General features: G+C 64.9%; 14 protein-coding genes. 4 read left to right on the top strand and 10 right to left on the bottom strand.

Features of this window, described 5'->3' with window-relative positions:
* Nucleotides 1–13 precede the first annotated feature (13 nt).
* Complete coding sequence (locus L0U84_RS24280) at nt 14–823, top strand: glycosyltransferase family A protein (protein WP_267939953.1); 810 nt, start codon at nt 14–16, stop codon at nt 821–823.
* Here the strand turns inward: L0U84_RS24280 and L0U84_RS24275 are convergent.
* The 3 genes from L0U84_RS24275 to L0U84_RS24265 form a co-directional block, all read right to left on the bottom strand.
* Nucleotides 820–5,400, bottom strand: coding sequence for a beta strand repeat-containing protein (locus L0U84_RS24275; protein WP_233853351.1), 4,581 nt, complete (start codon nt 5,398–5,400; stop codon nt 820–822). The genes L0U84_RS24280 and L0U84_RS24275 overlap by 4 nt on opposite strands.
* A gap of 76 nt (nt 5,401–5,476) precedes the next feature.
* Nucleotides 5,477–7,150 carry a ShlB/FhaC/HecB family hemolysin secretion/activation protein gene (locus L0U84_RS24270; protein WP_233853350.1) on the bottom strand — a complete coding sequence of 558 codons (1,674 nt, stop codon included), beginning with the start codon at nt 7,148–7,150 and terminating at the stop codon, nt 5,477–5,479.
* 19 nt (nt 7,151–7,169) lie between these two features.
* Complete coding sequence (locus tag L0U84_RS24265) at nt 7,170–9,434, bottom strand: CHAT domain-containing protein (protein WP_233853347.1); 2,265 nt, start codon at nt 9,432–9,434, stop codon at nt 7,170–7,172.
* Between the two features lie 278 nt (nt 9,435–9,712).
* On the opposite strand from L0U84_RS24265, the gene L0U84_RS24260 reads away from it, so the two are divergent.
* Genes L0U84_RS24260 through L0U84_RS24250 form a run of 3 tightly spaced genes read left to right on the top strand, consistent with a single transcriptional unit; the run spans nt 9,713 to nt 14,351 of the window.
* Nucleotides 9,713–11,713: a serine/threonine-protein kinase gene (locus L0U84_RS24260; RefSeq protein WP_233853344.1), complete on the top strand. Its 2,001-nt coding sequence runs from the start codon at nt 9,713–9,715 to the stop codon at nt 11,711–11,713.
* A gap of 47 nt (nt 11,714–11,760) precedes the next feature.
* Nucleotides 11,761–13,608, top strand: coding sequence for a murein transglycosylase A (gene mltA, locus L0U84_RS24255; protein ID WP_233853338.1), 1,848 nt, complete (start codon nt 11,761–11,763; stop codon nt 13,606–13,608).
* 5 nt (nt 13,609–13,613) lie between these two features.
* Complete coding sequence (locus L0U84_RS24250) at nt 13,614–14,351, top strand: lytic transglycosylase domain-containing protein (protein ID WP_233853332.1); 738 nt, start codon at nt 13,614–13,616, stop codon at nt 14,349–14,351.
* Nucleotides 14,352–14,402: 51 nt separating this feature from the next.
* Here the strand turns inward: L0U84_RS24250 and tssJ are convergent, their stop codons facing one another.
* From tssJ to L0U84_RS24215, 7 genes are read right to left on the bottom strand one after another with little or no spacing between them, the layout of a single operon-like run.
* Nucleotides 14,403–14,924 (bottom strand): type VI secretion system lipoprotein TssJ, encoded by a 522-nt coding sequence (tssJ, locus tag L0U84_RS24245; protein ID WP_233853326.1) that lies wholly within the window; start codon nt 14,922–14,924, stop codon nt 14,403–14,405.
* Between the two features lie 26 nt (nt 14,925–14,950).
* Nucleotides 14,951–16,099 carry a type VI secretion system baseplate subunit TssG gene (tssG, locus tag L0U84_RS24240; protein ID WP_233853316.1) on the bottom strand — a complete coding sequence of 383 codons (1,149 nt, stop codon included), beginning with the start codon at nt 16,097–16,099 and terminating at the stop codon, nt 14,951–14,953.
* Nucleotides 16,096–17,910, bottom strand: coding sequence for a type VI secretion system baseplate subunit TssF (gene tssF, locus L0U84_RS24235; protein ID WP_233853313.1), 1,815 nt, complete (start codon nt 17,908–17,910; stop codon nt 16,096–16,098). Before tssF ends, tssG begins: the two co-directional genes overlap by 4 nt.
* Before the next feature lie 15 nt (nt 17,911–17,925).
* Nucleotides 17,926–19,512, bottom strand: a complete 1,587-nt coding sequence (gene tssA, locus L0U84_RS24230) for a type VI secretion system protein TssA (RefSeq protein ID WP_233853310.1) — start codon at nt 19,510–19,512, stop codon at nt 17,926–17,928.
* The gene (locus L0U84_RS24225) at nt 19,513–23,049 is read right to left on the bottom strand and encodes an ImcF-related family protein (protein ID WP_233853307.1); all 3,537 of its coding nucleotides are present in this window, start codon (nt 23,047–23,049) and stop codon (nt 19,513–19,515) included.
* 25 nt (nt 23,050–23,074) lie between these two features.
* Nucleotides 23,075–24,334 (bottom strand): hypothetical protein, encoded by a 1,260-nt coding sequence (locus tag L0U84_RS24220; RefSeq protein WP_233853306.1) that lies wholly within the window; start codon nt 24,332–24,334, stop codon nt 23,075–23,077.
* A 1-nt stretch (nt 24,335) separates the two neighbouring features.
* Nucleotides 24,336–24,593 carry a PAAR domain-containing protein gene (locus tag L0U84_RS24215; protein WP_267939952.1) on the bottom strand — a complete coding sequence of 86 codons (258 nt, stop codon included), beginning with the start codon at nt 24,591–24,593 and terminating at the stop codon, nt 24,336–24,338.
* Nucleotides 24,594–24,816 lie beyond the last annotated feature (223 nt).

The raw sequence follows: 24,816 nt of genomic DNA, 5'->3' as shown, positions 1-24,816 counted from the left end.
CGGGGCTTGCATCATGCCGATCTCGATCATCGTTCCCTGTCTGCAGATGGCGGCCACGCTTGGCCGCGCACTGGAAAGCTGTCTGATCCAGCCGGAGGCGGCGCAAATCATCGTCGTCGACGATGGCTCGACCGATGCTTCGATCGACGTCGCGCAACATTACGGGCGCCTCGATGCGCGCGTGGAAGTGCTGCGCATGCACGTGAACGGCGGCGTCGCCGCCGCGCGCAACTGGGCCGCGATGCACGCCACCCAGGAACTGCTCGCCTTCATCGACGCCGACGACGAATATCTGCCCGGCGCGCTGGCCGCCGCGAGCGGCTATCTGCAGCGCTGTCCGGGGGAGGCATCGGTGCGGCTCGACGTCGACTATGCGGGCTTTCCGCGCGCGATCGTCGAGCATCCCGATTTCGAAAAATATGCGGCAATCCTGAGCAACACCGTGCCGAGCAGTCTGGTGATCCGGCGGGCGGTGTACCGCGCGCTCGGCGGGTTTCCGCTCGACGCGTTGTTTCGTCGCGTCGGCGGAGAAGACGGCGCGTTTTCATGGGCATTGAGCCGACTGTTCGGCAACCGGCGACTGATCGACGCGAAGCGCGTGCGCCAGCATTACCACCCGGCCATTCACGCTGAACGCTTCTTCCGGATTCACCTCGGCATGGAGCAGCCTGTCCATCAGGACGTCGTCGAAGCATGGCGGCTCTCGCAGCGGTTCGTCGCGGACGCCGAGGCCGCGATCGCGCAACTGCGCGCGCTGCATTCGCCGGAAGGCGCCCCTTCGTCCGTTCCGCCCGCACCGCCCGCTTCCCCTCGCCCGCGCTAGAAGTCGCCGCAGCCGTGCTCGGCGTTGATCAGCATGCAGCTGTTCAGGTTCGGCTGCGAACGCACCCGCTTCCATTCGACCGCGAGGATGTCCTGATTCTCGCCCGGCGGCGTGGTGGTGAAGAGCGGCTGATTCGAGCCGATGCAAATGTTGGTGCCCTGCAGATTGTTTTCGTAGACGAACGTCTGCTCCTCGCTGCCGAAAAACGTCTGCAGACCGCTTTGCGCGACCGGATTGGGGATCGCGGAGTTCCCCGGCGGAATCGGGATTGAGGGCGGAAACGGCGTCACCGTCAGCGTGCCGGGCACTTCGTTGACGATATAGCCGACGTTGGAAGTGAAGTTGGGATCGATCGGATAGCTGCCCACCGGTGAGGTCAGAGTGGCCGTCGTCGTCTCCGAGCCGCTCAAGGTGCCCGCGGCCGTATCGCCGTTGATCAGGCCGCTCGTCGTGTAGGTGAACGCCGGGTTTTGCGTGCCGACGAAGCGCGTCGCGCCGTCCGCGGTCACCGTGACCGTCGGCCGCGCGGCGTAGACGTAATGATTGCCAGTGCTGGGCACCGTGCCGCCCCAGCTACAGCCCGAGCCGAACAGGCAGCCGTAGAAATTGGGCTGCGCGGTGTTCGGCTGCACGTTGCCGCGGGTCTCGCCGTTCCACGTGCTGGCCCAGATTCGCCATGCGTTGCCGGCGCTGAGCGTGCCGGCGCCCGCATCGACGAACACGCCGTTCTCCATGACCAGGTCGATCGAGCCGCCCGCGCTCAGATTCGTATTCGGAGCCGTCGCGGACGGCGTGCTTGCGCCCAGCCCGATATTGCCGGTCGCGGCGGTCGCGACGAGGTTGCCGGTCAGCGTGGAGTTCGTCACGCTCATCGGGCTCATCTGGCTCGCGGCGGAGTCGAACGTACGGCTCGTCAGCGGTCCGATCACGAAGCCATGCGAGTTCGAGAAGTCGACGTTGCCCGCATTGGCCATCGCCAGCACACCGACGTCGTTTTGCGGATCGGTCAGCGTGAAGGTACCCGGGCCGGCGAGGATCAGCCCGGCACTCTGGATGCCGCCGGGGTCCGTGACGGGACCGGCCGACAGCAGCATTAAGGTCTTATCCGGGGTCGAGATGCCGAAGGTCAGCACGATCCCTTGACTGCCCGCACCCGGGTTGGACAGCGTCAGATTGTTCGCGAAGTCCGGACGCGACGGCGTGCAAGTCGAGCCGGCCGATACGCACTGGCCGTTCACCGTGATGAGCCCGGTCTGCGTGCTGGAGCCGAGCACGATGTTGGGGATCGACGCGAAGGTCGAGAACGTCGGGGCGTCGATGCTGAGGCCGCCGCCCGTGCCGAGCAGCGTGATCGGCGTCGCGTTCTGCGCGGTGATCGCAAAGCTCGACGGGTCCACCGACCCCGGCATGATCGCCAGCACGCCGCCCGGCGACGTCAGCGTCGCCAGCGTGATGGCGAGGCTGCTCGCCGCGCCGTCGTTGAATGCGCGCAACACGAGCGAACCGGGACTCGTGGTCGAGATCGTCACGTTTTCGGTCGGGGCATTGCCGACCGCACCCGTGAAGCCGGTGCCGCCGGTGCCGCCGGTGCCGCCGGTGGTCGTCAGCCCGAACTCGCTTTGCTCGGTCTCGGGCACCGCAAGGCCGATTGCGACGCCCGGATCGGACGTCGTGGTCGAACCGGCGATGCCGATGGTGGTGGTACGCGTCCCGGTTGCGCTGATCGTGCCATTGGCGATCAGCACGCCATAGTCGTTCTGCAGGTTCGGACTGCTGCCGGCCGGGCCGCTCACCGCGCCGCGAATATCGATCGCCCCGCCGTTGGTCGACGTGATCGTCGTGCCGTCGGTGATCAGCACACCCTGCACGAACGGACCGGTGCCGCTGCCGAACAGGCTCACCGTGCCCGATCCGGTCGTCAGCGATACGGGCGCGGTCTGGATGCAGTCCACGCATAGCGTGTTCTCGAACATCAGCCCGATCACCGAGTCGCCGCCGACCGCGGCGCCCACGGTCTGACCGGTGAACTTGATGTTGCCGCTCGTCGACTGGACCGACGAGCCGTGCATGTCGAGGCCGATACTGACGTTCAGGTTCGACGACACGCTGCCGGCGGCGGAGATGTCGCCGCTGCCGGTCCTCAACGTGGTGCCATAGAAGAACACGCCATCCGCGAAGTTGCCGCCGGTGCCTGTGTCGGTGACATTGCCCGTCACGCCGATCGCGCCGGTGGTGTTGGAGATCGTGGTGTTCTGAATCTCGACACCGAAGCCCCCTTGCGCGGCTTGCGCGGCTTGCGCCACGCTACCGTTGACCGCGATCGCGCCGCCCGAACTGCTGAGCCCGGGCTGCGGCGTGGAACTCTCGCCCACCGTGGCGCCGCCGGTCAGGAACACGCCCATCGCGCTGTTGCCGGAGGAACTGCCGTTCACGCTCAATGCTCCGCTCGTCGTGCTGGCGGAACTGGTGGACAGGAACACGCCGATGCCCTGAAGCTCGATATTCGAACTACCGGCGCCGCTGATGGTGAGCGCGCCGCTGCCGGTTTGAATCGTGTTGTCACCTTGCGCGAGCACGCCGTCGTTGCCACCGCCGCCGGCGGTAGCCGTGCCGGTGATGCCGAGAGCGCCGCTCGTCGTCGACAGCGCGCTGACGCCTTCGATCGTCACGCCGTTGGCGCTCGCGCCCAGTGCGGTACCGGTCAGCGAGAACCGGCCGGCTTCGGTGGATACCCTCGACGCGTCGATGAAGATGCCCGACGACGACGTGACCAGATAGCCGATCGCGACGCCATTGAGCGGGAACGTGCCGGTGACAGTCAGATCGCCGCCCGCCGTATCGATGCTCGAGTTCTGGATCAGCACCGGGCTCGGGCCGCCGCTGCCCAGCGTCACGCTGCCGCCGTTGGTCTTCACCGTGACGCCCTGAAAGGAGACCAGACTGAGCGGACTCGTATTGCCCACGTTCGCATCGAAGACGAGGCTGAGCGGCCCCGCGCTCGACGAGATGGTGTTGTTGACCAGCACCGATCCCGACGCGCTCAGCTTGAGCGTGGCGGGCAACGTGCCGGTCGTCAGGATGAGCGGCGCGTCGACGACGATGCTGCCCGCGCCCAGTTCAGGATCGGTCCCTGTCAGCACCGTCACCGACGTGCCCTGGCTCAGCGGACCGGTGAGCGCCGTGTTCAGGATGAACGTGCTGCCAATAATCGGCCCGAACGTGATCGTGCTGGTAGCGGATGCGGCTTGCGAGGAGACCGACTCCGCTGTTACACCCGGTATCTGCGTCACGATGTCGACCTCGAACGGATCGAGCAGCCACCGGCCGCCCTGACCCTTCGGCGCCGACGCGTCGATGCTCATGCCGGTCGTATCAAGCGTGTGGCCGGACGTTTCGATCAAGCCGCCGTTGCCGCCTTGCGACCCGCCCTTAGCGGACAAGGTGCCGTAAATGCGGCTGGCCGTTTCGCTGTAAGCCACGACGTTGCCGCCGTTGCCGTCGACGAGCGCATCCGCATGGAGGCTGGCGCCCGGCGACATCCAGATCGCATTGGCGTTGCGAACGGACGGGTCCGCGCCCGCCGAGCCGCCGCCGAAGTGCACGGTGCCGCCGCCCGCGGCGCCGCTCGCATCGACGTACGCTCCGGGGAGCAGTGCCACGTCGTAGCCGGTCACGTCGATCCTGCCGCCGGTCTGCCCCGCGCCGCCGCTGGCGTCGAGCGTACCGCCCGCCTGCGTGACGCCGCTCGTGCCACCGTCGAGCAGAATGTGGCCGTCGTGCTCGCTCAGGCTTTGTGCGCGCACGATGCCTTGCTGGTTGATGACCGTGCCGGCCAGCGCGTCGGCCGTCTGTGCGCTCATCACCACGGTGCCGCCGTCGGCGGCCAGCGTGCCGGTATTGCCGATCAGCGCGTGCGCCGCACCCTGATTGATCTTCAGCGTGGTCAAACCGTCGCCGGCGAAGTCGACGGTGATGTCGTTGCCCGCGCCCAGCGCGACGGTGCCCAGTTTCGCGTTGACCGTGCCGCTATTGCTGACCGTGCCGCCGAGCAACGCAATCGTGCCGCCCGCCGCGGCCGTCAGCGACCCGGCATTGCTCACCGCCGCAGGGGATGCGCCGACGAAATGGAAGTTGCCGGCGAGGAAATCGGCATTGGAAATATTGAGTGTCGAGGCGATCATCGAGCCCACGTTCACCGACGATCCCGGCGCGAAGATCACCCCCGCCGGATTGACGAGAAACACCTTGCCGTTGGCTTGCAGGCGTCCGGCGATCACGCTGGGATCGTTGCCCATCACGCGGTTGAGCAGCGCGGAGGAAGCCGACGGCTGCGAGATCCTGACCGCTTCGCCGCTGCCGATCGAAAACGTGTTCCAGTTGACGATCGCGTTGGGCGAGCCCTGCGTGATGTGCATCTGCCCCGCGCCCGGCGAATTGATGCTGACCGTGCCGGCCACCACCTGGGCCCCGCTCGGATTCGCGAGCACGATCGGCATATACGATGCCGCGAACAACGCGGCGACCGCGCCGGCGATCGTGCTCGCATGGCCCGGTCGCACATTGCATGGCTTGTTCATCGCACACCTCGGCACAGATTGCTGCTGCTTGTCGTTGCGTTGCGTTTCGTTGCGTGTCGCCGCGTTCGGCTGCCTGCTAGAACGTCTTGGTCAGCTGCACATAAAAGCGCGGCAGCTTGTCGTTGCCGGTCGTATCGGGCCCGGTCGTGCGCCATGCGACCGTGCCCTGTAACGAAATGCCGCCCGGCGCGGCCCAGAACGCGCCGAGACCCACGCCGCTGCGCGTGATCATGTTCGGCCCCTGGTTCGGCCGCGGCGTGGCGTTGTACCAACCGGTACCGAAGTCGAAGAAGGTGAACACGGTGGCCCGCGCATCGATGGCGAAGCGTCCTTCGAGGCTGGCGACGAAACCCTCGTCGACCAGTGCCTCGGACGGCGAATATGCGCGCACCGCGTGCGGGCCGCCGAGCAGGAAGCGCGACGAGCTGTCGAGCGTGGTTCCGGCCCACTGGCCGGACACGCCGGCGAATACGCTGAGCCGCTCGGTGATCGCGTTCAGGCGGTTGGCGAAGAAGGTGGCCCGCACTTCGGTGCCCTGCGTGTCGCGCCCGAGCGGCGACGCGTCGAGTTCCGCGGCCTGCGGGTTGCGGAAATGCAGCGTGCCGATCAACAGTTCGACATCCGCGCTGTTGAAGCCGCCGCCGAACAGCGCGTCGCGGCTTTCGTAGCTTACGCCGATGCTGCCCTCCAGCAGCGATCTGGGATTGTGTTCATCGACGACCCCGACGTTGTCGATCAGGTCGCGATACTCCAGATTGACTCGCCCCAACAGGCTCTGATTGCGGGTGCGGATCAGCGGATGCGTGAGCGTGAAGTCCACCACGGTCGCCTCGCCCTGCGCGTCGAGCGACGCGAATTCCTGGCCGAGCACATAGTTGAGCCGCGACACCGCGACACCGACGCGCGTGCCTTGCGCATTGATCGGCGCTTCGTAGCCGAACCGCCCGTACAGGGTGTCGCCACGTTCGCTGGCAAGCAGGCGCAGGTCCAGGTTGTCGCCGATCATGAACGGCGAGTTCAGGCGCGCGAGCGCACCGAGCCGCCATGTGCCGGCGGACTCCGCGCCGAAGTTGTCGACATCGAGCGCAAAGGTCCAGCGTTTGGCCGGCGCGACGCTGACGGTCAGATCGACCGTGCCCGGCTCCTCGCCCGCTTCGATTGCCGAGGAGACCTGAATACCCGGCAGATCGGACAGCAGCAGCATGGTCCGCTCGAGTTCGTGTTGCTGCAGCGGCTTGCCCAATGGAATCTGCGCGACCCGCTCGCGCAACAGGTCTTCGCGGATCGGCGTGCCGGCCGCGATGTCGAGCCGCACATGGCCGACGCGCCCTTCGAGCACGCTCATTTCGACGTTGCCGGAGGTGACGTCCTGCGGCGGGATCACCACCTGGGCCAGCAGATAGCCGCGCTCGCGATAGACCTGGGTGATACGCGCGGCGATCGCTTCGAGGCCCTCGAAACTGGTGTCCTTGCCGAGCTTGTCCTGCACGGGCGCGAGCAGCGCGCCGCTGTCGATCGTGTCGTTGCCCTTGAGCGTGATGCTCTTCAGCAGGAAGGTCGGGCCGGGCGCCGTCACGGGCGCCGCCGGCGGCGGCACGGCGGGCAACGACTGATTGCCGCCCGGCGGCGCCGGCCGGGTGTCGCGCGGCGCCGTCTGGTTCAGGATGCTGCCCGCGTTCGGCAGCGTCTGGCCCCACGCGAGCGCACTACTGCAGGACACCGCCGCGGCGATCAGTCGGAGTCTGTTCATCGGTCTATGGTCTGTCGGTTCATTGCTGTGGCTGACGCGCGATGGTCAAACGCCAGCCACCCATCAGATCGAACGGCGCCCAGAAGAACGGATGCGCGAAGCGCGGCGTGTGCAGAACCGCCAGTTGCGCGGTGCGCATCGCGTCGATCGCGTCCTGGCCTTGCGAGAGTTGCCCGTAGAAGGTCCGCATCGTCAGCGCGCTCGATTCGTCCGCGACCGGCCACATCGACACGATCAGGCTGGTGGCGCCGGCATAGAAGAACGCCCGCGTGAAGCCGAGAATCTCGTCGCCGCGCGCGATCCGGCCCAGTCCGGTCTCGCAGGCCGACAGCGTGACCAGCGAAACGTTGTTGAGCTTCAGGTTGTAGATGTCTTTCGCCAGCAGCGAGTCCGGGCCGTCGGCGGGCTGGGTCGCGGGCGCGAGCAGGATGCTCGAGTGCAACGGATCTATCGTGTCGGCCTGCGCGTGCGTCGCCACGTGCAACACGCGTCCGGCGGGCGCGTTGTCGCGAAAGCTGACGCGCGTGGCATCGCCATGCAGAAACACCTCGTTGCGCGCGAACAGCGGTGCGATGCCCTGCACTTCCGCCTCGGCGCCCGGCAGCGCGTACGCGGGCGTGATGGTCGGATTGCCGAACGCGACCAGATCGCTGGCGATCTTCTGCTGGCGTTGCGCGAGCTGCACCGCGACGCTCGCCGACGGTTCGAGCGCAATCGCGTGGCGTTCGATCAGAAAGCCGTCGGCATTGTGCAGTGCCTGAAACGGCAGATAGTGCAGCGCGCCGTGCGGCACGATGATCAGCCGCTCGTTCGGGCGCAAGCCGAGCGGCGCAATCAGCAGCGCGTCGAGCTTGTCGCCGTAGGTCAGCGCGGCCGGTCGCCGGCGCACGATCGCATTGCGCAGGTCGGTGACGGCGGCATCCATGTCCGCGCGTGCGATCGGCAAGGTGTGGCCGGTCAGGCCATCGCTACGCACCACCCAGACGATCAGTTCCTTGTCGAGACTGTGAAACTCGACGATCGCCTCGTTGGGCTCGAGCGCGTTGCGCGTCGCCGCGAGGCTCGGCACCTGCCCGTTCAATTGACGGTCGTCGACTCCGGCATCGACGCGATTACGCACGACGTCGAGCAGCGCACGCGCGCGGCTGCGTTCGGATAGATCCCACGCAATCGCGTAGTCGCCGGTTTCGACCGTCAGCGCAATCGCCTGTTCGAAGACCGTTTGCGTGTCGCCGAACAGCGCTGTCTTGAACTCGTCGCTGCGAAACCGCGCGCGGATCTTCTCGGAATCGTCGACGGCCTCCAGGTAGGCTTCGCGCGCACCCGGCTTGTCGCCGAGCGCGAGGTCGGCACGGCCGATTCCTTCGTGAGCCCACAGGCGGTCGTAGTTGGCATCGCTGGAATTGCCGCTTTGGCTCACCAGCTTTTCGAACGCGTGTTTCGCATCCGCCGGCTTGCCTTCGGCCAGCAGCAGATTGCCCTGGATGCGCTGGTAGGCCGGCGCGAGCTCCGCGGTGGCCGGTGCGCCGATCGCATCGAAGGTTTGGCGCGCGCCAACCATGTCGCCCTCGGCGAGCTGCGCGTTGACGATCGACATCAGCACCAGCGGTTTGTAACGCGGCGAGGCGGTCGTGAGCGCGTCTTCATAGGCGGCCAGCGCCTGCTGCGGCTTGTTCCGGCGCAGCGCGACATCGCCGAGCACCTTGTTGGCCGGAGCGAAGACCTGCTCGGGCGCCTTGGGCGTCGAAGCGAGGGCGTCGCGGGCATAGCGTTCGGCGTTGTCGAGGTCGCCGGCATAGCTGTAGGCGATCGCGAGGTCGCGTTTGGACAGGGCCGCCAGATCCGCATTGTTGGTCTGCCCGGCCACCACCAGCGCGCGGGCCGCGGCATCGACGCTGTCGCGGAAGTCGCCCCGCTCGGCGGCCGCGACGGACATGCTGCAATAGTCGTAGGCGGGCAGTTTGACGCGGTCGCGCGACAGCAGCAGACGTCCTTCGGAGGTCAGCGTGTTGATCGTTTCGGCGTCGCGTTCGCGTTCTTCGGCCTGCCGGAAGCCGAACGACTCGGGCGCAAGGGCCACGGCGCTCGCGGGCCGCGCCGCGGCGGCGGACGCGCCGGCGGCCAGCGTATGACCCGCCGCGCCGAGCAGCATCGAGCCCATGACGAGCGCGGCCGTGATCCGCGCGGCATCGATCCGGTGTGCCCACGCGACGGGCTTGCCCCGCGATTCGCGTTGCACGACGCTGCTTGCCATCCCGTTCGATAAGCCTTGGCGCTCGTTCACTTTAACTTCCTGCAAGAAGGCAAAAGGAAGCGGCTGGGATGGAATGCTCGTGCAACCCGCAAGCTGCACGCAGCGGTTGACTAACACCGTAAAGACGAATCCGGCCTGCCGATTTTGAAACCCGCGGCCACACGCGGCGCACCGCTCAGGCGCGCGCGCCCGCCTGTTTTTCAAAAAATGGCCCGCTTGATCGTCTTTAGGATGGACGCGCCTGCGCGTGAGGGTGGCGCTCGCGTGTGCCGGGCTCTGCCGTCGTACCCTCCAGGGAGCCAAAGCCGATGAGCAGCCCCGACGACAAAACCGTGATCGCGCAACGGGCGTCCGGACCGGACGGCCAGCAGAACCCCGCCGAAGCGGCGGACGCCGATCGTACAGTCGTCACCCGCCCCGCCGCGCGGGGTTCGAACGCGCAACATGCGCTGCCCGCCGGCACACGGCTCGGCGAGTTCGAGATCGTCAATCTGATCGGCGAAGGCGGCTTCGGTATCGTCTATCTCGCCTACGACACCCAGCTAGGCCGTCACGTCGCGCTGAAGGAATACATTCCCGCTGCGCTCGCCACGCGCGTCGGCGCGGCCGAAGTGTCGGTCCGCTCGGAACGTCACGAAGACACCTTTCGCGCCGGCCTAAAAAGCTTCATCAACGAGGCGCGGCTGCTGGCCCGCTTCGATCATCATTCGCTCGTCAAGGTGTACCGGTTCTGGGAAGCCAACGGCACCGCGTATATGGTGATGCCGTATTACGAGGGCGCGACGCTGCGCGACGATTTGCGCCGCATGAGCGCGCCTCCCGATGAAGCCTGGCTGCGCGCGCTGCTCGCGCCGCTGCTCGAAGCGCTGGCGGTGCTGCATGCGGCACAGTGCTATCACCGCGACATCGCGCCGGACAACATCATGCTGCTCAAGGGCAGCGGCCGCCCCGTGCTGCTGGACTTCGGCGCGGCACGGCGCGTGATCGGCGACATGACCCAGGCTTTGACGGTAATTCTGAAGCCCGGCTATGCGCCGGTCGAGCAATATGCCGAAGTGGCGGCCTTGAAACAGGGGCCGTGGACCGATGTGTATGCGCTTGCCGCGGTCGTCTATTTCGCGATTCAGGGCAAGACACCGCCGCCGTCGGTCGGCAGACTGATGAGCGACACGTATGTGCCGCTCACCACGGCGGCGGCCGGCCGCTATAGCGAGCGGTTCCTGCGCGCGATCGACCACGCGCTTGCGGTGCGCCCCGAACAGCGCCCGCAAAGCGTTCAGGCGCTGGCGAGCGAACTGGGCATTGCCATCGAGTCGCCTGATGACGCGGGAGAGTCTAACGAACCCATGCCCCGCGCCTCCGTTGAGACCGTGGGTACCACTGCGCCGCGAATGGCGACCACGACGACGGCGACAGCGGCGAACGTCGCGACGAAGCGCAATGAGTCAGAGCCGGCGGCCGCTGCCGTGGGAACGGGCGGTCAACGGAAACGGACCGGCTTGATCGCCGCAGGTGCCGCTTGCGTCGTCGCGCTGGCGGCGGTCGGTACGTGGTTTGCGATGCGCACGCCACCGGCCGCGAGCACCGCGGTCACGGCAAGCACGGACGCGCGTAGCCAGGCGTCACCGAAGCCGGCCGACACGGCTGCGCCGGCAGCTGGTAACGCGGCTCAAAGCCCGGCAACCGTCGCAGCTGTTACCCCAGTTACCCCAGTTGCTCCTGCCGCGCCTGCCACGATTACCGCGCCAGCCACCCCGCCCGCACAGACCGACAGCCTCGCCGCCTACACACCCGCCAGCGAACTCGAGCGAATCGTCACGCTGGCCGATCCGTCGATTCAGGTTACCGCGACACCGCGCAGCACGTCGGCGACGATCGGCAAGGATCATCTGCAGTTCAAGCTCGACAGCAACCGCGCCGGCTACGTGTATGTGTTCATGGTCGATCCGGACGGTCAGTACCTGATGCTGTTTCCGAACGGACTGGATCGCAACAACCGGATCGCCGCCGGTCAGACGCTGTCGCTGCCGCGCGCCAGCTGGCCGATGATGGCGGGCAACCCGCCTGGCCCCAACCACTTTCTGACACTGGTGTCGACGACGCCGCGCGATTTTTCCGACGGCGGACTGAAGCCGGTGGCGCCGTTCCAGTCATTCCCCGCCGATGCCCAGCAGCAAGCGGCCACGCGTCGCGGGCCGCGCTATTCGCCGTTCGCGGGCAAGCCGCGCTGCCCGGCAGGCAACGCGGATTGCGCCGACGACTTCGGCGCCGCCACGTTCACCATCGACGCCGTCAAGCCGCCAGGCTAGCGCCCGCGAAGTCCGCGACGCTCCGCGATGGTCCGCAAGGAGGCCGCATGCAAAGGGCTCAGCTTTTTCCGCTTTTTCCGCTTTTGCTGCTTGCGATGACAGCCACGCTCGCAGCTTGCGCGAGCAACACGCCTGCGACCAGCGTGGTCCTGGGGGACGCGAGCCACGCCAGCGCATCGCCAGTCGAGCAGGCGGTGACGACGGCACCCGTACTGCCACCCGCGCCACCCGCGCCGCCCACTGGGCCAGCACTGCCCGCACGCGAGCCGCCCGCGCAGACGTTCGCGCCGCCGACGACGCCTGCTCCGACGCCGGCTCCCGCAACGACACAAGCGCCGGCATCGGGCACGCCCGGCGGCTCCAATAGCCTAAGCACCAAGCCCGCGCCGAGTAGCGGCTTCGCCACCCGCCACGCTTACTACGAGCCGACCGCTTTTGCCGACCTGCCCGGCTGGGACACGGACGACGTCACCGCGTCATGGGAAGCGTTTCGCCGCAGTTGCACCGTGCTCGGCGCGCGCAGCGGCTGGTCGGAACCGTGCAATGCCGCGCGAGCCGTGGACGTCGGCAACGTCGCGGCGATCCGGCGTTTCTTCGAAACGTATTTCAACGCGTATCAGATCCGCAATCCCGACCGCTCGGTCGACGGCACGATGACCGGCTACTACGAGCCGCTGCTCAACGGCAGTCAGCAGTACGGCGGCGCCTACCTATACCCGGTCTATGGCACGCCGGCCGATATGCTGTACCTCGACTCGCGACGCCTGCCGGACCTCGCGCGCGGCGGCGTGAGCGCGGCGCGCATCGACGGACGCAACGTGATCCCGCTCGGCGAGGTGACGAGTGGCGACCTCAAGGGCGTCTACGCGCTGGACCTGCGCGACAGCGTGCCGGATATTCGCGACAAGAAGATCCGCCTGCGGCTCGATGGCGCGCGCATCGTGCCGTACTACACCCGCGCCGAGATCGAGCGCGGCGCGCTGAAGGCGCCGATCCTCGCGTATGTCGACGACCCCGTGATGCTGTACTCGATGCAGTTGCAAGGCGCGGGCAAGGTGCGCATGAGCGACGGGTCGATTCGCCGCTTTGCCTACGCTGAACAGAACGGCCGGCCCTTCTTGCCGCCGCTTGCGCACAGCGGCAATGCCGCAGCCGGTGCGCATAAGCTCGTCGTGCGCGGCATGGAGATGGAGGTCGACGTCAGCGACGACGGCACACCCGTCTCGAGCAACGCAGGCAACGCAGGCAACGCAGCATCCGCGGATGGTGACGACGATGCACCCTCCTCGCCCCTGCTACGTGGCTTCACCCTGGCGACGACCACACCGACGACCGCGGGCGCGATCACGCCGGCGGTAACGGCCACCGCCGGTGGGCACGGCACAGGTAATGCGACCGGAGCCGGAAGCAACGAACATGCGTCGAACGCGGCGCGGCCTCATCCCGTGTTCGCGGTTTCCGATCCGAGCTATGTGTTCTTTCGCGTCATTCCCGATTCGCCGAATGGTCCGCTCGGTGCGTTGGGCGTGCCGCTGTCGGCGGGTCGCTCGGTGGCCGTCGATCCGCGCACCACACCTCTCGGCGCGCCGGTGTTCGTGTCCACGCGCGACGATCCTCAGGCGCCGGGCGCGATCAATCGACTGATGCTCGCACAGGATTCGGGTGGTGCAATTCAGGGCGCCGTTAGAGCCGACTACTTCTATGGCTTCGGTCAATCCGCGCAGTCGCAGGCAAGCCACACCAAAGAACGGCTGCGCATGTGGGTGTTGTTGCCCAAAGGTTTGCCGATCACCGCGCAGCAGACGTCGCTGAAGACGCGTGGCGGCGGCCCTGCCGCATCCGATGCGGATTGTCTGGTCAGCGATCCTGTGCTGTGCGTGGACGATGCGCCGTAGAGGTCATGGGCGACGACCCGCGCGAAGCCGGCGACGGATGGTTGGTGGCTCCAGACTTGCAGGTATTTACACCCTTTTTACGCGTACTACTGATCTTTTTTGAAGACTTCAACGAGATCGTCTTTACAGTGCATGCATCTGGGCTCACCCCTGACCCTATGCACGGACCAAAACATGCGGCTGCCAATGCGCGCCGCAGATACACGCTACTGCGGCTTGCCTTGATGATGGTGGCCCTCGCACTCTGCAGCCTCTTGCACTACGCCAATGCGCAAACATCAGGCGCCGCTGAGGCGACCGAGGCCCCTCCGTTGTCGACGCCCGACGACATTGCCGCCGCGCTGCGCGCGCAATCCCGCCTGTCGGCTGCGGATTCGTTGAAGATTGCACAAGCCGTCCTGACCGAAGCGAATCGCTATTCGATGCCTCCTGTTCTGCTGCTGTCGGTGATGGCTGTCGAATCCGGCTTCGACTCGCATGCGGTGAGCCCGGTCGGTGCCCGTGGGCTGATGCAGATACTGCCCGCGGCCCATCCGCAGGCGTTCGCCAGCGTGAAGGAACTCGACGATCCCGTCGTCAATGTCCGCATCGGCTCGTCGATATTGCGCGCCTGCCTCGACGCCTCCGGGGGCGACGTCAACGCCGCACTGTGGCGGTACAGCGGTGGAGGAAGGGGCTATGCCCGCCGCGTGGTTATGCATATGCAGCGCTTTGCGCTATTGCTGCGCACGCAAAAGGAGTAATGGACGGTCCGAATCAAAACCCCTTGAGCGCCGATTGAGATGGCGGGCCGCTCAATCGTGGACCACACTCCCCGCCGTCACCAGAAACTGATCCATCAACGAGATCTTCAACGGCTCGTCCGCATCGAGCTTCTTCTTCTCGATCACATACTTCCAGCCATCTCCGTTACCGGGATTGCGATAGAACGCGACGACCGCGACATACTTCGTATCGGCTTGCATTGGTTGCGACAGGCTCGCCGATGCCCCAGGATTCAGCACCGATGCCATGCTCGCCTGCAAGTCCTGCGCGAGCAGCGTGCGGTCGCTTTTCAGCAGATCCTCGTACGATGCGCCGTCGAACATCTTGCGGTCCTTCAACTGATACACGCGCACCGCAACCGATGTCGCGCGGCCGGCGTCGTCGGGATTCAGCGCGTCGCGCGCGGACAGGTCAACGTCGAGCATCTTGATCTGCTTGAAGAACACCGCGCGGTATGCGCTCGACGACGCGTCCGACACGGATTGCCAGGCGCCGCACGCCGACAGCAGCGCAGCGGACGCAAAAGTGGAAACGATAAAGCGAAGCTTCATGAATAGTCCTTTGGGCGCGTCGTTCATCACGCGGATCGAGTCAGGTACGGATTGGCCGCGGGTTTCGGAAACGCCTGATACACCCCGAGCGCGACGTCGATCAGGCGTTCGTTCACGGCGGGCAGCACGGTCGTCCAGCCGAGCCGCGGCGCCGGTCCTGCCGGTCCGCCATCGACAGCGCGAGCCGAGTTGATTGCGGGCGATGGCGCGAGGCGCGACGACATTTCCATACGCAGATGCACGTCGGCCTTCAGCCCCACATACAACTGCACGAACGCCATCAACTCGCGATGCAGCCAGGCACCCGGCAAGAGATCGTGCGCCTGAGCGGCATCGGCCGGCCGCAACGTCACGCGCACCGCGCGACTGCGATACGCAAGCCGCTGGCCCAGCACATAGCCGCCGCCGAGGCCGCGACGCGCACCGTCGTTCGCCGCACCGGCACGAGCGGCCGACGAGGCGAGCGGCCGAGGCTTGCCGGCGCGCGCGAGCACAGGAAAGAACTCATCGACACGTACATCGACGCCCGGCACCGCGAGCGCGATCACGCCCCCCAGTCCTTCCGGTGTGCGCGTGCGCTGGATCAGCAGACCGAGCAGCGCGAGCATGCGCGAATCGGGCAGGCCAGCGCGTAGCGGCTTGTCGCCCCAGCCGAAACCGGCGAGACACAGCAGGTTGCGCGAATGCGCATCGGTGCCGCCCGCGCGAAAGCTCTCAGGGTAGCGGTACTTCTTCCACGCGCGATACAACAGCGCGACGAAACGATGATTGAACTGATCGAGAAAGGCTTCGACCACTTCATGCCCTTCCTCGCGCAACACGATCTCGTCGATCATGTGCGACGGCATTGCTGCGTCGACGCCGTAGAGACCCATGAACGTCGTGCGCACCGTCGGTGTGGCAACAGATCCGATGGAACCCGAATCGTCGGCGAATTCGACTGCGGCAATCTCGCCCGCCGGAAAGCCGGTGCGCGCGCGGGGCCGGAAACGTACCCGTTCGTGCTCAGGGGTATCGCACGTGCCGAAGCCAGGATGCTGCGGCGCCTGCACTTCGAGCAGGCGGCACAACTGCATGAAGTTCATCCGCGGTGCGCGCGCGAGCAGTGCCGCGACCAGCGGTTCGAGATCCGGCGGTTCTTTGTCCGCTTCGAGAGCGTTTGCGTAAGCACTCATAGTGGTGCCCGTTGCGCCTTGCTGCGCGGCCAGACCGTACGAGTCTGCGACGGCAGGCTCACGATCGACAGCTTCGTGAACAGATTGATCTCCGCGTACAGCGCGAAAAAGCGTTGCAGCAATTCGCCGAACAGCATCACGTCGCCCTCGCCCGCGAACGCGTGTGAATCGAGCGTCACCTCGATATGCACGCCACGCTCGACCGAACCGCCCGACACCTCCTCCAGCAATTCCTGCGACACCCACAGAATGCCCGCGAGGCGCCTGCGGTTCAGCTCGTCATTGGTCCAGTCGTATAGCGCGAGCGCGCCGCGCAACACTTCCGCGCTCATCATCGACAGGAAGTTCGGCGCGAGATGCGACAGCACCCGCCACTGAAAGCGATCGCCGGTCGGCGGATAAAGCGGCAATGTGGGTGCGACCAGATTCTTCACGCCGACGATGTTCGGCGTGCTAGTCGCGAGTTCGGTGATGCTCGCTTCACGCAGGCCCTTGCGCGGCAGCATGCCGTTGGTGCCGGTGACGCGCAGCGACAGGCTTTCCTCGGGCAGCGTGTGCATCGTTTCCCACGCGTGACCGCCGAGCACGACCCATGTCTCGTGCAGACTGGCGACTCCCGGCCGCACCCGCGCATGGAAGTAGCGCTCGGGCGCTTCGTGCCGCAGCATGCCGCCGCGATGCCGGAACGTCGCGAACGGCACGTACTCGTAGCGCTCCGCGGTGTCGTGATCGAAAGCCTCGATCGCATCGACCGAGTAGGTCGCGACGTGCTCGCCCTGATGGCCGGCGGGCAACACGCGGTACTCGGCTTCGTGATGATCGATCTCGATCGGTTCGGCATCGAGTTCGAACAGATTGATGACCGGCGTGCAGAAAAGCCGCAGGTTTTCCGCGCTGAAACGCTGATCCGACGGGTAGGAGTGCTTCAGTACGACCTCCAGCTCGAAGCGCGTTGACTTCTCGGGCAGCTTCGTCACGTCGAGTCCGCACAGATCGACGAACAGGAACTTCTCGCGGAACGTGAAGTATTCGAGCAGCAATTGATAGCCCGAAAACGCCGCGTCGGCCTTCGGCCACAGACGTTCGTCGGCCGAGAAGCCCGCGGGCTCGATCGTCAAGTCGGAGAGCGGCTGCGCTTCGCCGTCGCGCACTTCAGGAATGCGCCAGTGGATCGCATCGACCTCGCGCGTGAGCGCAAGATGCATCGCGAACGCGGTCGGCAGATCGGCGCTCAGATGCAGCCGCAGGCGCGACAGATCGATTTCCTTGCGACGCGCGGATCGATCGAGCTCGAAGCCGAGCCGGATGATCGAGCGGCCGTCGTGGCGCACGGTCGGGCCCGCGTGCGTGATCGACAACGGTTGCAGCGTGACCGGCTGCGTGGTCCGGTACAGACATTGCACGGTCTTCGGCGTCGCGCCCTCTACGCCTGCCGCGTTCGGCACCGCGATCGGCGCCGAGCGCACCGGTACGCCGGCCGGCACGATCTCGGTTCGCTGCAGTTTTTCCGCGAGCGGAAGCAGTTCGACGATCGACAGCGACGGAATCATCCGCAGATAGTGCGGCCACAGCAGGCTCACGAGGCCTTCGGTCAGTTCAGGTAATTCGTCGTCGAGCTTCTGCTGAAGACGTCCGGTTAGAAACGCGAAGCCTTCGTGCAAGCGTTCGACATAGGGATCGCGGTCGCCGACCCGGTCGAGGTTCAGCATGCGCGCGCGGTCGGGATGCGCTTTTGCGAACTCCTTGCCGGCCTCGCGGAGGTAGCGCATTTCGGCTTCGTAGTAGCGCAGGATGGGGTCGTCGTGGTCCATGCTTCGGTATTGTTATCAGAAGATCAACGCCCGCGCCGGGTCCAGCACGGTCAGTTCGGCTTGCAGTTCACCGATGCGCCGTGCGAGCGCAGGTTTGTCGGCATCCTTGCGGTTGCTCAATGCTTTCAGCGCGCGCAGCAACTGCTGCTTGACCTCGAAGACGAGCGCCGGCTCCCAGCGTGTGAGCGGCAACGAGCGTGCGCTCGTGTCGAGTTCGGCGAGCAACGCAAGCGCCGTGTCCGCGCGCCCCGCATGGTCGGCGAGGCGCGCCATCACCAGACGTTGCAGGTAGCGATGACGATCGGTACGAATGCCGGGCAACGCTTCGAGCCAGCCGAACGCGGCCTCGATGCCGTCCTGCCCCGCGAGATCGCGCGCCTGCGCTTCGATCTCGGGCCAGTCGCCGGTCGCTTCGTCGTCGTTGCCGGCCGACACCGGCAGCGGTGCGACGCTCTCACCCGCTTCGAGATTGCGCACGACCGCGTGGCGCGCGATCCATTCGAGCGACGCGTCGTCGGCGAACGGTGTGCCGTCGTCGAACGCCAGACGCTCGATGCCGGGCAAACGTTCGAGAAACAGCGCGAAGTCCGCGCGCAACTGTTCGCGCCATGCGCTATAGGGAGCGCCGACGTGATCGAGCGCGACGTGCTGGAAATATTGCAAGTCGAACCACAGGTGATTGACGCCCTCCATGAACGCGCCCTCGACGCGTTCGAGCAGTTCATGCCACTGCTTTTGCAGCACGAGCCGCTTCATCTGCTGGCGCAACTCGCCGCGCGGGGGCGTCAGACGCGTGCGCGAGGCCGCATCCGCGGGCGGCACTTCGTGCACCGTGTCCCAGCGAACCGTGCGCACGAGCCGCACGGATGGTAGATAGCCGTTTTCCTGGTCGCGTAGCCAGAGTGCCATGGCGCGGGCCTGATCGAGCAGATCGCGGGTCGATGCGATTGACAAGCTCGAATTGGCTGAAAGAGCCGTACCCATCGACGCGGGTGACGTTGCCGAATCGAGCTCATTACCGCGCGCCGATACGTCGTGTTGTTCGAAGCGCGCGACGAGTGCGCCGAGATTCGGCCGCGCCGCGTCGGGCCACGCGGCGGTGCGCGTGACGAGCAGATCGAGTGCGGCGATCGCGCGTTCGAGGTCGGCCGGCGCCAACTCGCCGCGGCTGTCGAGCAGGTCGATGATGCGTCCGGTGGCGAGCATATCGAGCGCGCCCTTCTTCGCCTCGGCGCGCGCAGGCAGCACGTTTTCGCCGAAGCGTTCGACGAGCGACGCCGCGAGTTCGAGTCCGTCCGCGAATCCAGCCGGTCCGTCCACACGCAGACGCGCGAACGCGTAGTAGCCGGCGAGGCGCAGGTCCTTGCCGGTCTCTTTCAGCAACTGCTCGCACGAACGGACGATCAGGCCGTCGTCGATACCGGAGAGCTTTTGCGTTTCCTCGCGCAGCGCGAAGAACAGATCTTCATAGCCCGGATCGCGCCCGCAGCCATGCTCGCCCGGCAACGGTTGCAGCCACGCGCTCCAGGCATCGAGACGCGCGCGCACCTGCTGCTCGTCGTCGCGCGACGGGAATAGCGTCTTCAGCAAACTCGACAGCATTTATTCGACCTCCGGCGCAGAACCGTGCGGCAATGGCATGGCCGCATGTTTGGCCGCCGCGAGCGCGGCGGGAGGCAATGGTGGTGGACCACCGTCCGAAAGCTTAGGCGCCGATTTTGGAGCACCCGTCACAAAGATGCGCGTGGGCAGCGCAAAGTGCCGCAGTTTCAGCACGTCGAGCGGACCGGCGCCCACATCACTGCGCAACTGGGCCTTGAGCGGAATGCCCTGACTCGTATCGGGAGACCACGTCAGCAGATAGCGCGCGTTGTCCTGCTGGGACGACGTCGCGCGCTCGAGCAGCCGGATCAGGCCGAAGCGCCCCTGCACGTCGAGTGCGGAACGCAGTCCGCCCTGTTCTGTCTGCCACTCGATATGCGACAGGTTCTCCAGCGATTGCCCCGGCCATTCAAATGGCACCCACTCTTCTTTCTGATTGAAGTAGTCGAGGTTGCGTCCCGAGAGCACGAACTTCGTGCTGGTGACGCCCGGGGTCGCCACACCTCGCAGATCGAACCGGATATGCGCGTCGCCCGACGGGAACAGCACCGTTGAGACACGCATCAGCCGGTTCAGGCCTTCGAGAAAGCCCGGGTCCAGCATCAGTGTTCCGCGATCCGCGCCTTGCGCAGCCACCCAGTGATCTCCCTGACGCTCGACGACACCAGCTAGCTGCGTAGTCACGAACTGCGCGATCACGCCGTTGTCCAGGCGCATGAAGCGCGCCATTTCGGGCAATGAGGCGTCGTTGTCCGAATCAGCAAATGGGTAGCGGCCGCCGAAGGCCTGATTCCAGTCGGCGAGGATCGAATTGCGCCAGATGTCGTTCAGGCTCGACGCCGCGGGCTGCACTACGGCCTGCCACGTCTGGTTCAGCGGCGCCTGCAGCAACCCGCCGAATCCCGCCCATTGTTCCCCAAGACTTGCGGCGACACGGCTCGCGTAATCGCGGCTATCTGCGATGTCCGACGTCCTGCCCTGCAGCACCGACTGCGCCGCAATGCGCGACATGGCATCCGTATCTGGGCTGTTCACCATCTGCTCGACCTTCAACCGCATCGCCGTTACCCGTTCGAGGTACCGTGCGAGACTCAGGTCGCCGGTCGCTGCCAACTGCGCGGCGGGCTTGCCGCCCTGTGTCGGTACGGCCGAGCCGAGATCGCTACCAGCCAGTCGCAGAATGGGACCGAATGCGGTCGCGAGGGGGGCAGGCTGGAGCTGTGTCTGCTTCGATGGATTTTTTTCGTCTGCGCCGACGAGCTGTTGCGCCTTGCTGACCAGGTTGTCGGTGAGCGACTGGGCGCTTGCCCCGGTACCCGCCTGATACACGATCGCATTCATGAGCGCGACCAGCGGCGAGCGTTGCGGGTCGCCGAGCAGAACGAGCTGGTCCGCCGTCGCGGACAGGGACGGGGCGGACTGCCAGCGCAGGCTGTTGAGGAACTGTTCCCATGCCCGTGCGTAATCGTCGAAGTAGCGCTGCCGCAATTCCGCTTTCAGCGTCGAAGGAGCCTGGTTCACTGTTTTGGAGTCTGAAAGCACCCAGTCGCCGGCGACATTGCCCTGCTCGCTTGCATCGTCGATCGCTTTCGAAATGCGTTGGTCCCACGCCTCCCGAGTGAAGACGCCCGGGATCGTCTGTGTCGTGTTGAAGAGGCCGCGACCCGTGGTGTCGCCTAGCAGGGTGGCCAGAGAAAGGGGCGGATATTTCGGCTTCGCGTCCTCAAGGATCTGCTGGTAGACCGCATCAGTCGAGTTCTGGATACCGCGCACGCTGATGACGGTCTGACGGGTGGCTGCGATCAGGCCGCTATCCGGGACGATCGCCAATGAAGAGCTGCTCGTCGATGCCCGGCGTCCGAGGTGATTCGCGAAAAACGTGATGGCGTGCTGCCGCAGGTCTTCCCACGTACCGGCAGAAAGCGGTGAGTCGACGGGGCGAGCCGGCGCGTTCGTCGCGGACAGTTGAGGGGTCAGGAAAGCGGCGACGGCCCGTTCCGGCTTCGCAAGCATCAGGTAAGCCTTGAGCGTGTCGTAGGCGGCCTGTGTCTGCGTGCTGCCGCCGCTCGCGATCTCGTTGTCGGACATCGAGGCGAGCTGATGCAGGCGATCCTCGAGCTTCTGACGGATCGGGCCGATGAGGATTCGGTTTGCGGCGCCCTCGTAGCCGGGCCATAGCGTGTCGAGTAGTGCGCTGTCGCGGTTCAGGGCGAAGCGGGTAGTCCATGGTGCGCCGTTGTGTTGGCGTGTCTCAAGTGTGTCGATCTGTTTGTCGAGGCTGTCCAGAGTCTGCATCGCCTTCGTCGGATTCTGGGTGCCCGACAGCATGGCGAGTGTGTCCCCGGCGGCGCTGATCGTCGCGCGGTTTGTGAAACCCGATACCATCGTGCCGACGATGCAAAAACCGATCACGGCCGTTGCGGTCCACGCGGCAGTCGTCGAGAACGAGAGACCAACACGGTGGCCATGGATCTTGCGGCTATGCTCCGCTACGGTCCGCCAGATCGTCCGCTGTTGCTGCGCAACAGGATCGTCCTCTGCAACGCCAGTCTTCGTTTCCGTAGCTGCGGGTGGCGTCAGTTCCCGCACCTTGAACAGTGGTGTGAACAGAAGGCCGTGCACTGCGTGACGCCAGTGGCGCGAGCGCGCAGTCTGCGACACGAGTCCCGACAACTCGCAACCCAACGCCTCGATGTGCGTCGACAGCTCGGCAGGATAGCGTTCAGACTTGTCCTCGGTAAGGCGCATGACACCTGCGTCCGCGAGGTTATGGACGAGGTTTTGCAGCGTCACGGCTATTTCGTCGGCATTCACGCGGGAGTTTGACCAGGTGAAGCCGATCGCCTCATCCGGACTCTCGTCTTCGGGGCCGAATTCGGTCACGTTGAGCAGATAGACGGGTGCGGCCCACCGCAAGGCACGGGCGTGTCGCGCAAGCCGCCCGGCGAGCGCGTCGGTGTCGAATGGCGTACTGCCCGCGCTACGGTTGCGTGTTACCGCCACGATTGCGTCGACTGGACGACGACTGCGCAAGCGGCGAATCTCGTCGAGCCAGTCGGTATCGAGCTTGTCGGTAGTCTGGCTTGCGTACAGCAGGACGGCGTCGCCGGTGATGGCATAGCCATTTTCCGCAAGCCCCGGCGCCAGGCGTTTGACGAGCGGTTCGTCGCCGGCGACGACCACCCAGCGGTCGCGGTAACGCCAGCGCGAGCCGTGGCGATCAACGAGCAATTGCTTCAAAGCCGCAACACGGACTGCAGCCTCATCGGAATCACCCGAGCCCAATATCGGCGACGCCGGATGGGCGTGCTCGAGTACCCACTGACGAACGGAACGCCATGCCATAGCAGGTCGCGAGGAGTCGCTAAAACTGAACGCAAGCAACAGGACTACGAAAACGACGCACAGCACGACAATCGCTGGACCGCGGTTCGCGGGCGCGATGCCAATCCAACCTGACCTCATCCAGATAATCAGGCCAGGTAGCACGACGAGAAGTATGATCCCGAGTAGATCGAGTCTGAATTTCCGGTTCATGTGAATCGAATGGATCTTTCAGTGGTTACGGTGCGGCAACGACTGTCGACACAATGTCGCTGGCATGCTGCATGACCACCAGTTGAGGGCTTCCTAGTTGCTGAGAGCTGGCAGCAGCGCAAGCAAGCGCGAGCCAATCGGCAGCACTGCCAGCATGGCCAACGGTCCGATCCAGGTTCAGTTCAGGAAGAGGGGTGTCTCGCGCGCTCGTAACGCCAACTTCTCGCAGCGCCGCATGGAATACGGATGTACTCGCAGCATTCAAGTTATTTAGCCATGAGCGACCAATCGAAAGCGGATCGGCCTTCCCCCACCTCAACGCATAGCGCAGCACATGAGTCAAACTATCCTTGGAGCCTGTCATCGGTCTATGAATGCGAGCAATAGGTTCCAAACGGTGATGTTGAAGAAGGCGCTCGGGCACAAGGAGGACAGCTGCGCAAGTCTCTGCACTTCCTTCTGGGGGATTTTTACCCAATATTTCGTTTAGTTGGACAACAACCACAAGCGTTGCATGCGTCTGGAGCCGGGAATCCGAGCTATCCAACCAGGAGTCGACATCCATCAAGCCCATATCTTCCGGTTCGATGACAACGGTAGACGGAGGCAACGACAGTTGACGCCAACGCTCATTCCACAGCGATCCCCAATCGCCCTCGTAAGCGTTCGCCACCACCTTGATCCTGACAACAAGAGGTAGGTTGTCCGGAAGCTTTGCCAACGCATTGCGTGATCGGTACAGCAATCGATCAAAGACCCAGACAAGTACCTGCGCCTGACGAACAGTATCTGGTCCACGTAGCCATGCCTTTCGTTCGAGCGCATCAGGCGCGAACCATCGAGCCGACACCGTGCCCTGTTCAGCAATGGCTGGCTGTGCCTTTAGTACCAGAGTGCGTTCCGCAATAGCGCTAACATTGTCGAGTTTTTCGTCATCGATAAAGCTGAACGCGGCTCCAATCACGGCGAACGGTATGCTTGCCCGATCAAAGAGATCTTCAATATACCGCTTGCGTTCCTCATTCCATGCGTGGACATCCAGCCTATGGCCTTCGTATACAGAATAGCGACGCGAGACTACAAACGCACTGGTGCCTGCCGGATACAGCGCTATACAAACCCAGAACCAGGATGTTTGTGTAGGCTCATCCTTTGGCCAAAGTAGCAACACGACGAAGACACCCGCGAGCGTCAATAAAAAAAAGACAATTGTCCAAACAAGACGTGACGGCGGATCCTTCGGTATATCCTGCTCTGGCGGAAGCAGAGAGAAGTCCACAGCCATCTTACCGGGGTCCGCTATTTGGTAGTGAAGTGATCAAGTAGCAACCACACTCACATAGATCGCCATGCTTCGCGACCTCAAGTCCCCCATCGAATGCTTTCGTAGTCGCTCTGGATATACGGTTATCACCATGGAGAGGGCACGCGACTGGATCCCCAACTCTCGCGATCGCACGCCCCATAAAGAAACGCTTCGCAGAGCCACGCAACACTTCACCACCGGAGTTGGTCCGATCGCCTTCTCGAATTATTCCTGTCATAACGGTATCGTCAGAACGACTAAAACAGCGTTCAATTATCTAACAACGGGAATCGAATTTATTTTTCATTTCACGGAATCATTCTGAAAAATTATTCAAATCCCGATCTTCTGGCAACCAAGATCATTCCACCGGAAATGACTCTTCTGAAATCCAACTCGTGCCGGCTTAGAGGATTCCGCATCCATCGTTCGATTCGCGCATCGGCGCATCCAATCGATAT

It is taken from the genome of Paraburkholderia sp. HD33-4 (assembly GCF_021390635.1).
GTDB lineage: Bacteria > Pseudomonadota > Gammaproteobacteria > Burkholderiales > Burkholderiaceae > Paraburkholderia.
Note: the sequence above shows the minus strand (reverse complement) of the source record. Positions and strands in the feature narration are given on the sequence as shown.

Bases quoted from the DNA above. Each gene is read 5' to 3' on its own strand.
- tssJ (WP_233853326.1), bottom strand. From the start codon at position 14,924: ATGAAGCTTCGCTTTATCGTTTCCACTTTTGCGTCCGCTGCGCTGCTG.
- L0U84_RS24220 (WP_233853306.1), bottom strand. From the start codon at position 24,334: ATGGCTGTGGACTTCTCTCTGCTTCCGCCAGAGCAGGATATACCGAAG.
- tssF (WP_233853313.1), bottom strand. From the start codon at position 17,910: ATGGACCACGACGACCCCATCCTGCGCTACTACGAAGCCGAAATGCGC.
- tssG (WP_233853316.1), bottom strand. From the start codon at position 16,099: ATGAGTGCTTACGCAAACGCTCTCGAAGCGGACAAAGAACCGCCGGAT.
- L0U84_RS24270 (WP_233853350.1), bottom strand. From the start codon at position 7,150: ATGAACAGACTCCGACTGATCGCCGCGGCGGTGTCCTGCAGTAGTGCG.
- L0U84_RS24215 (WP_267939952.1), bottom strand. From the start codon at position 24,593: ATGACAGGAATAATTCGAGAAGGCGATCGGACCAACTCCGGTGGTGAA.
- L0U84_RS24260 (WP_233853344.1), top strand. From the start codon at position 9,713: ATGAGCAGCCCCGACGACAAAACCGTGATCGCGCAACGGGCGTCCGGA.
- L0U84_RS24225 (WP_233853307.1), bottom strand. From the start codon at position 23,049: ATGAACCGGAAATTCAGACTCGATCTACTCGGGATCATACTTCTCGTC.
- L0U84_RS24280 (WP_267939953.1), top strand. From the start codon at position 14: ATGCCGATCTCGATCATCGTTCCCTGTCTGCAGATGGCGGCCACGCTT.
- L0U84_RS24275 (WP_233853351.1), bottom strand. From the start codon at position 5,400: ATGAACAAGCCATGCAATGTGCGACCGGGCCATGCGAGCACGATCGCC.
- L0U84_RS24250 (WP_233853332.1), top strand. From the start codon at position 13,614: ATGGGCGACGACCCGCGCGAAGCCGGCGACGGATGGTTGGTGGCTCCA.
- mltA (WP_233853338.1), top strand. From the start codon at position 11,761: ATGCAAAGGGCTCAGCTTTTTCCGCTTTTTCCGCTTTTGCTGCTTGCG.
- tssA (WP_233853310.1), bottom strand. From the start codon at position 19,512: ATGCTGTCGAGTTTGCTGAAGACGCTATTCCCGTCGCGCGACGACGAG.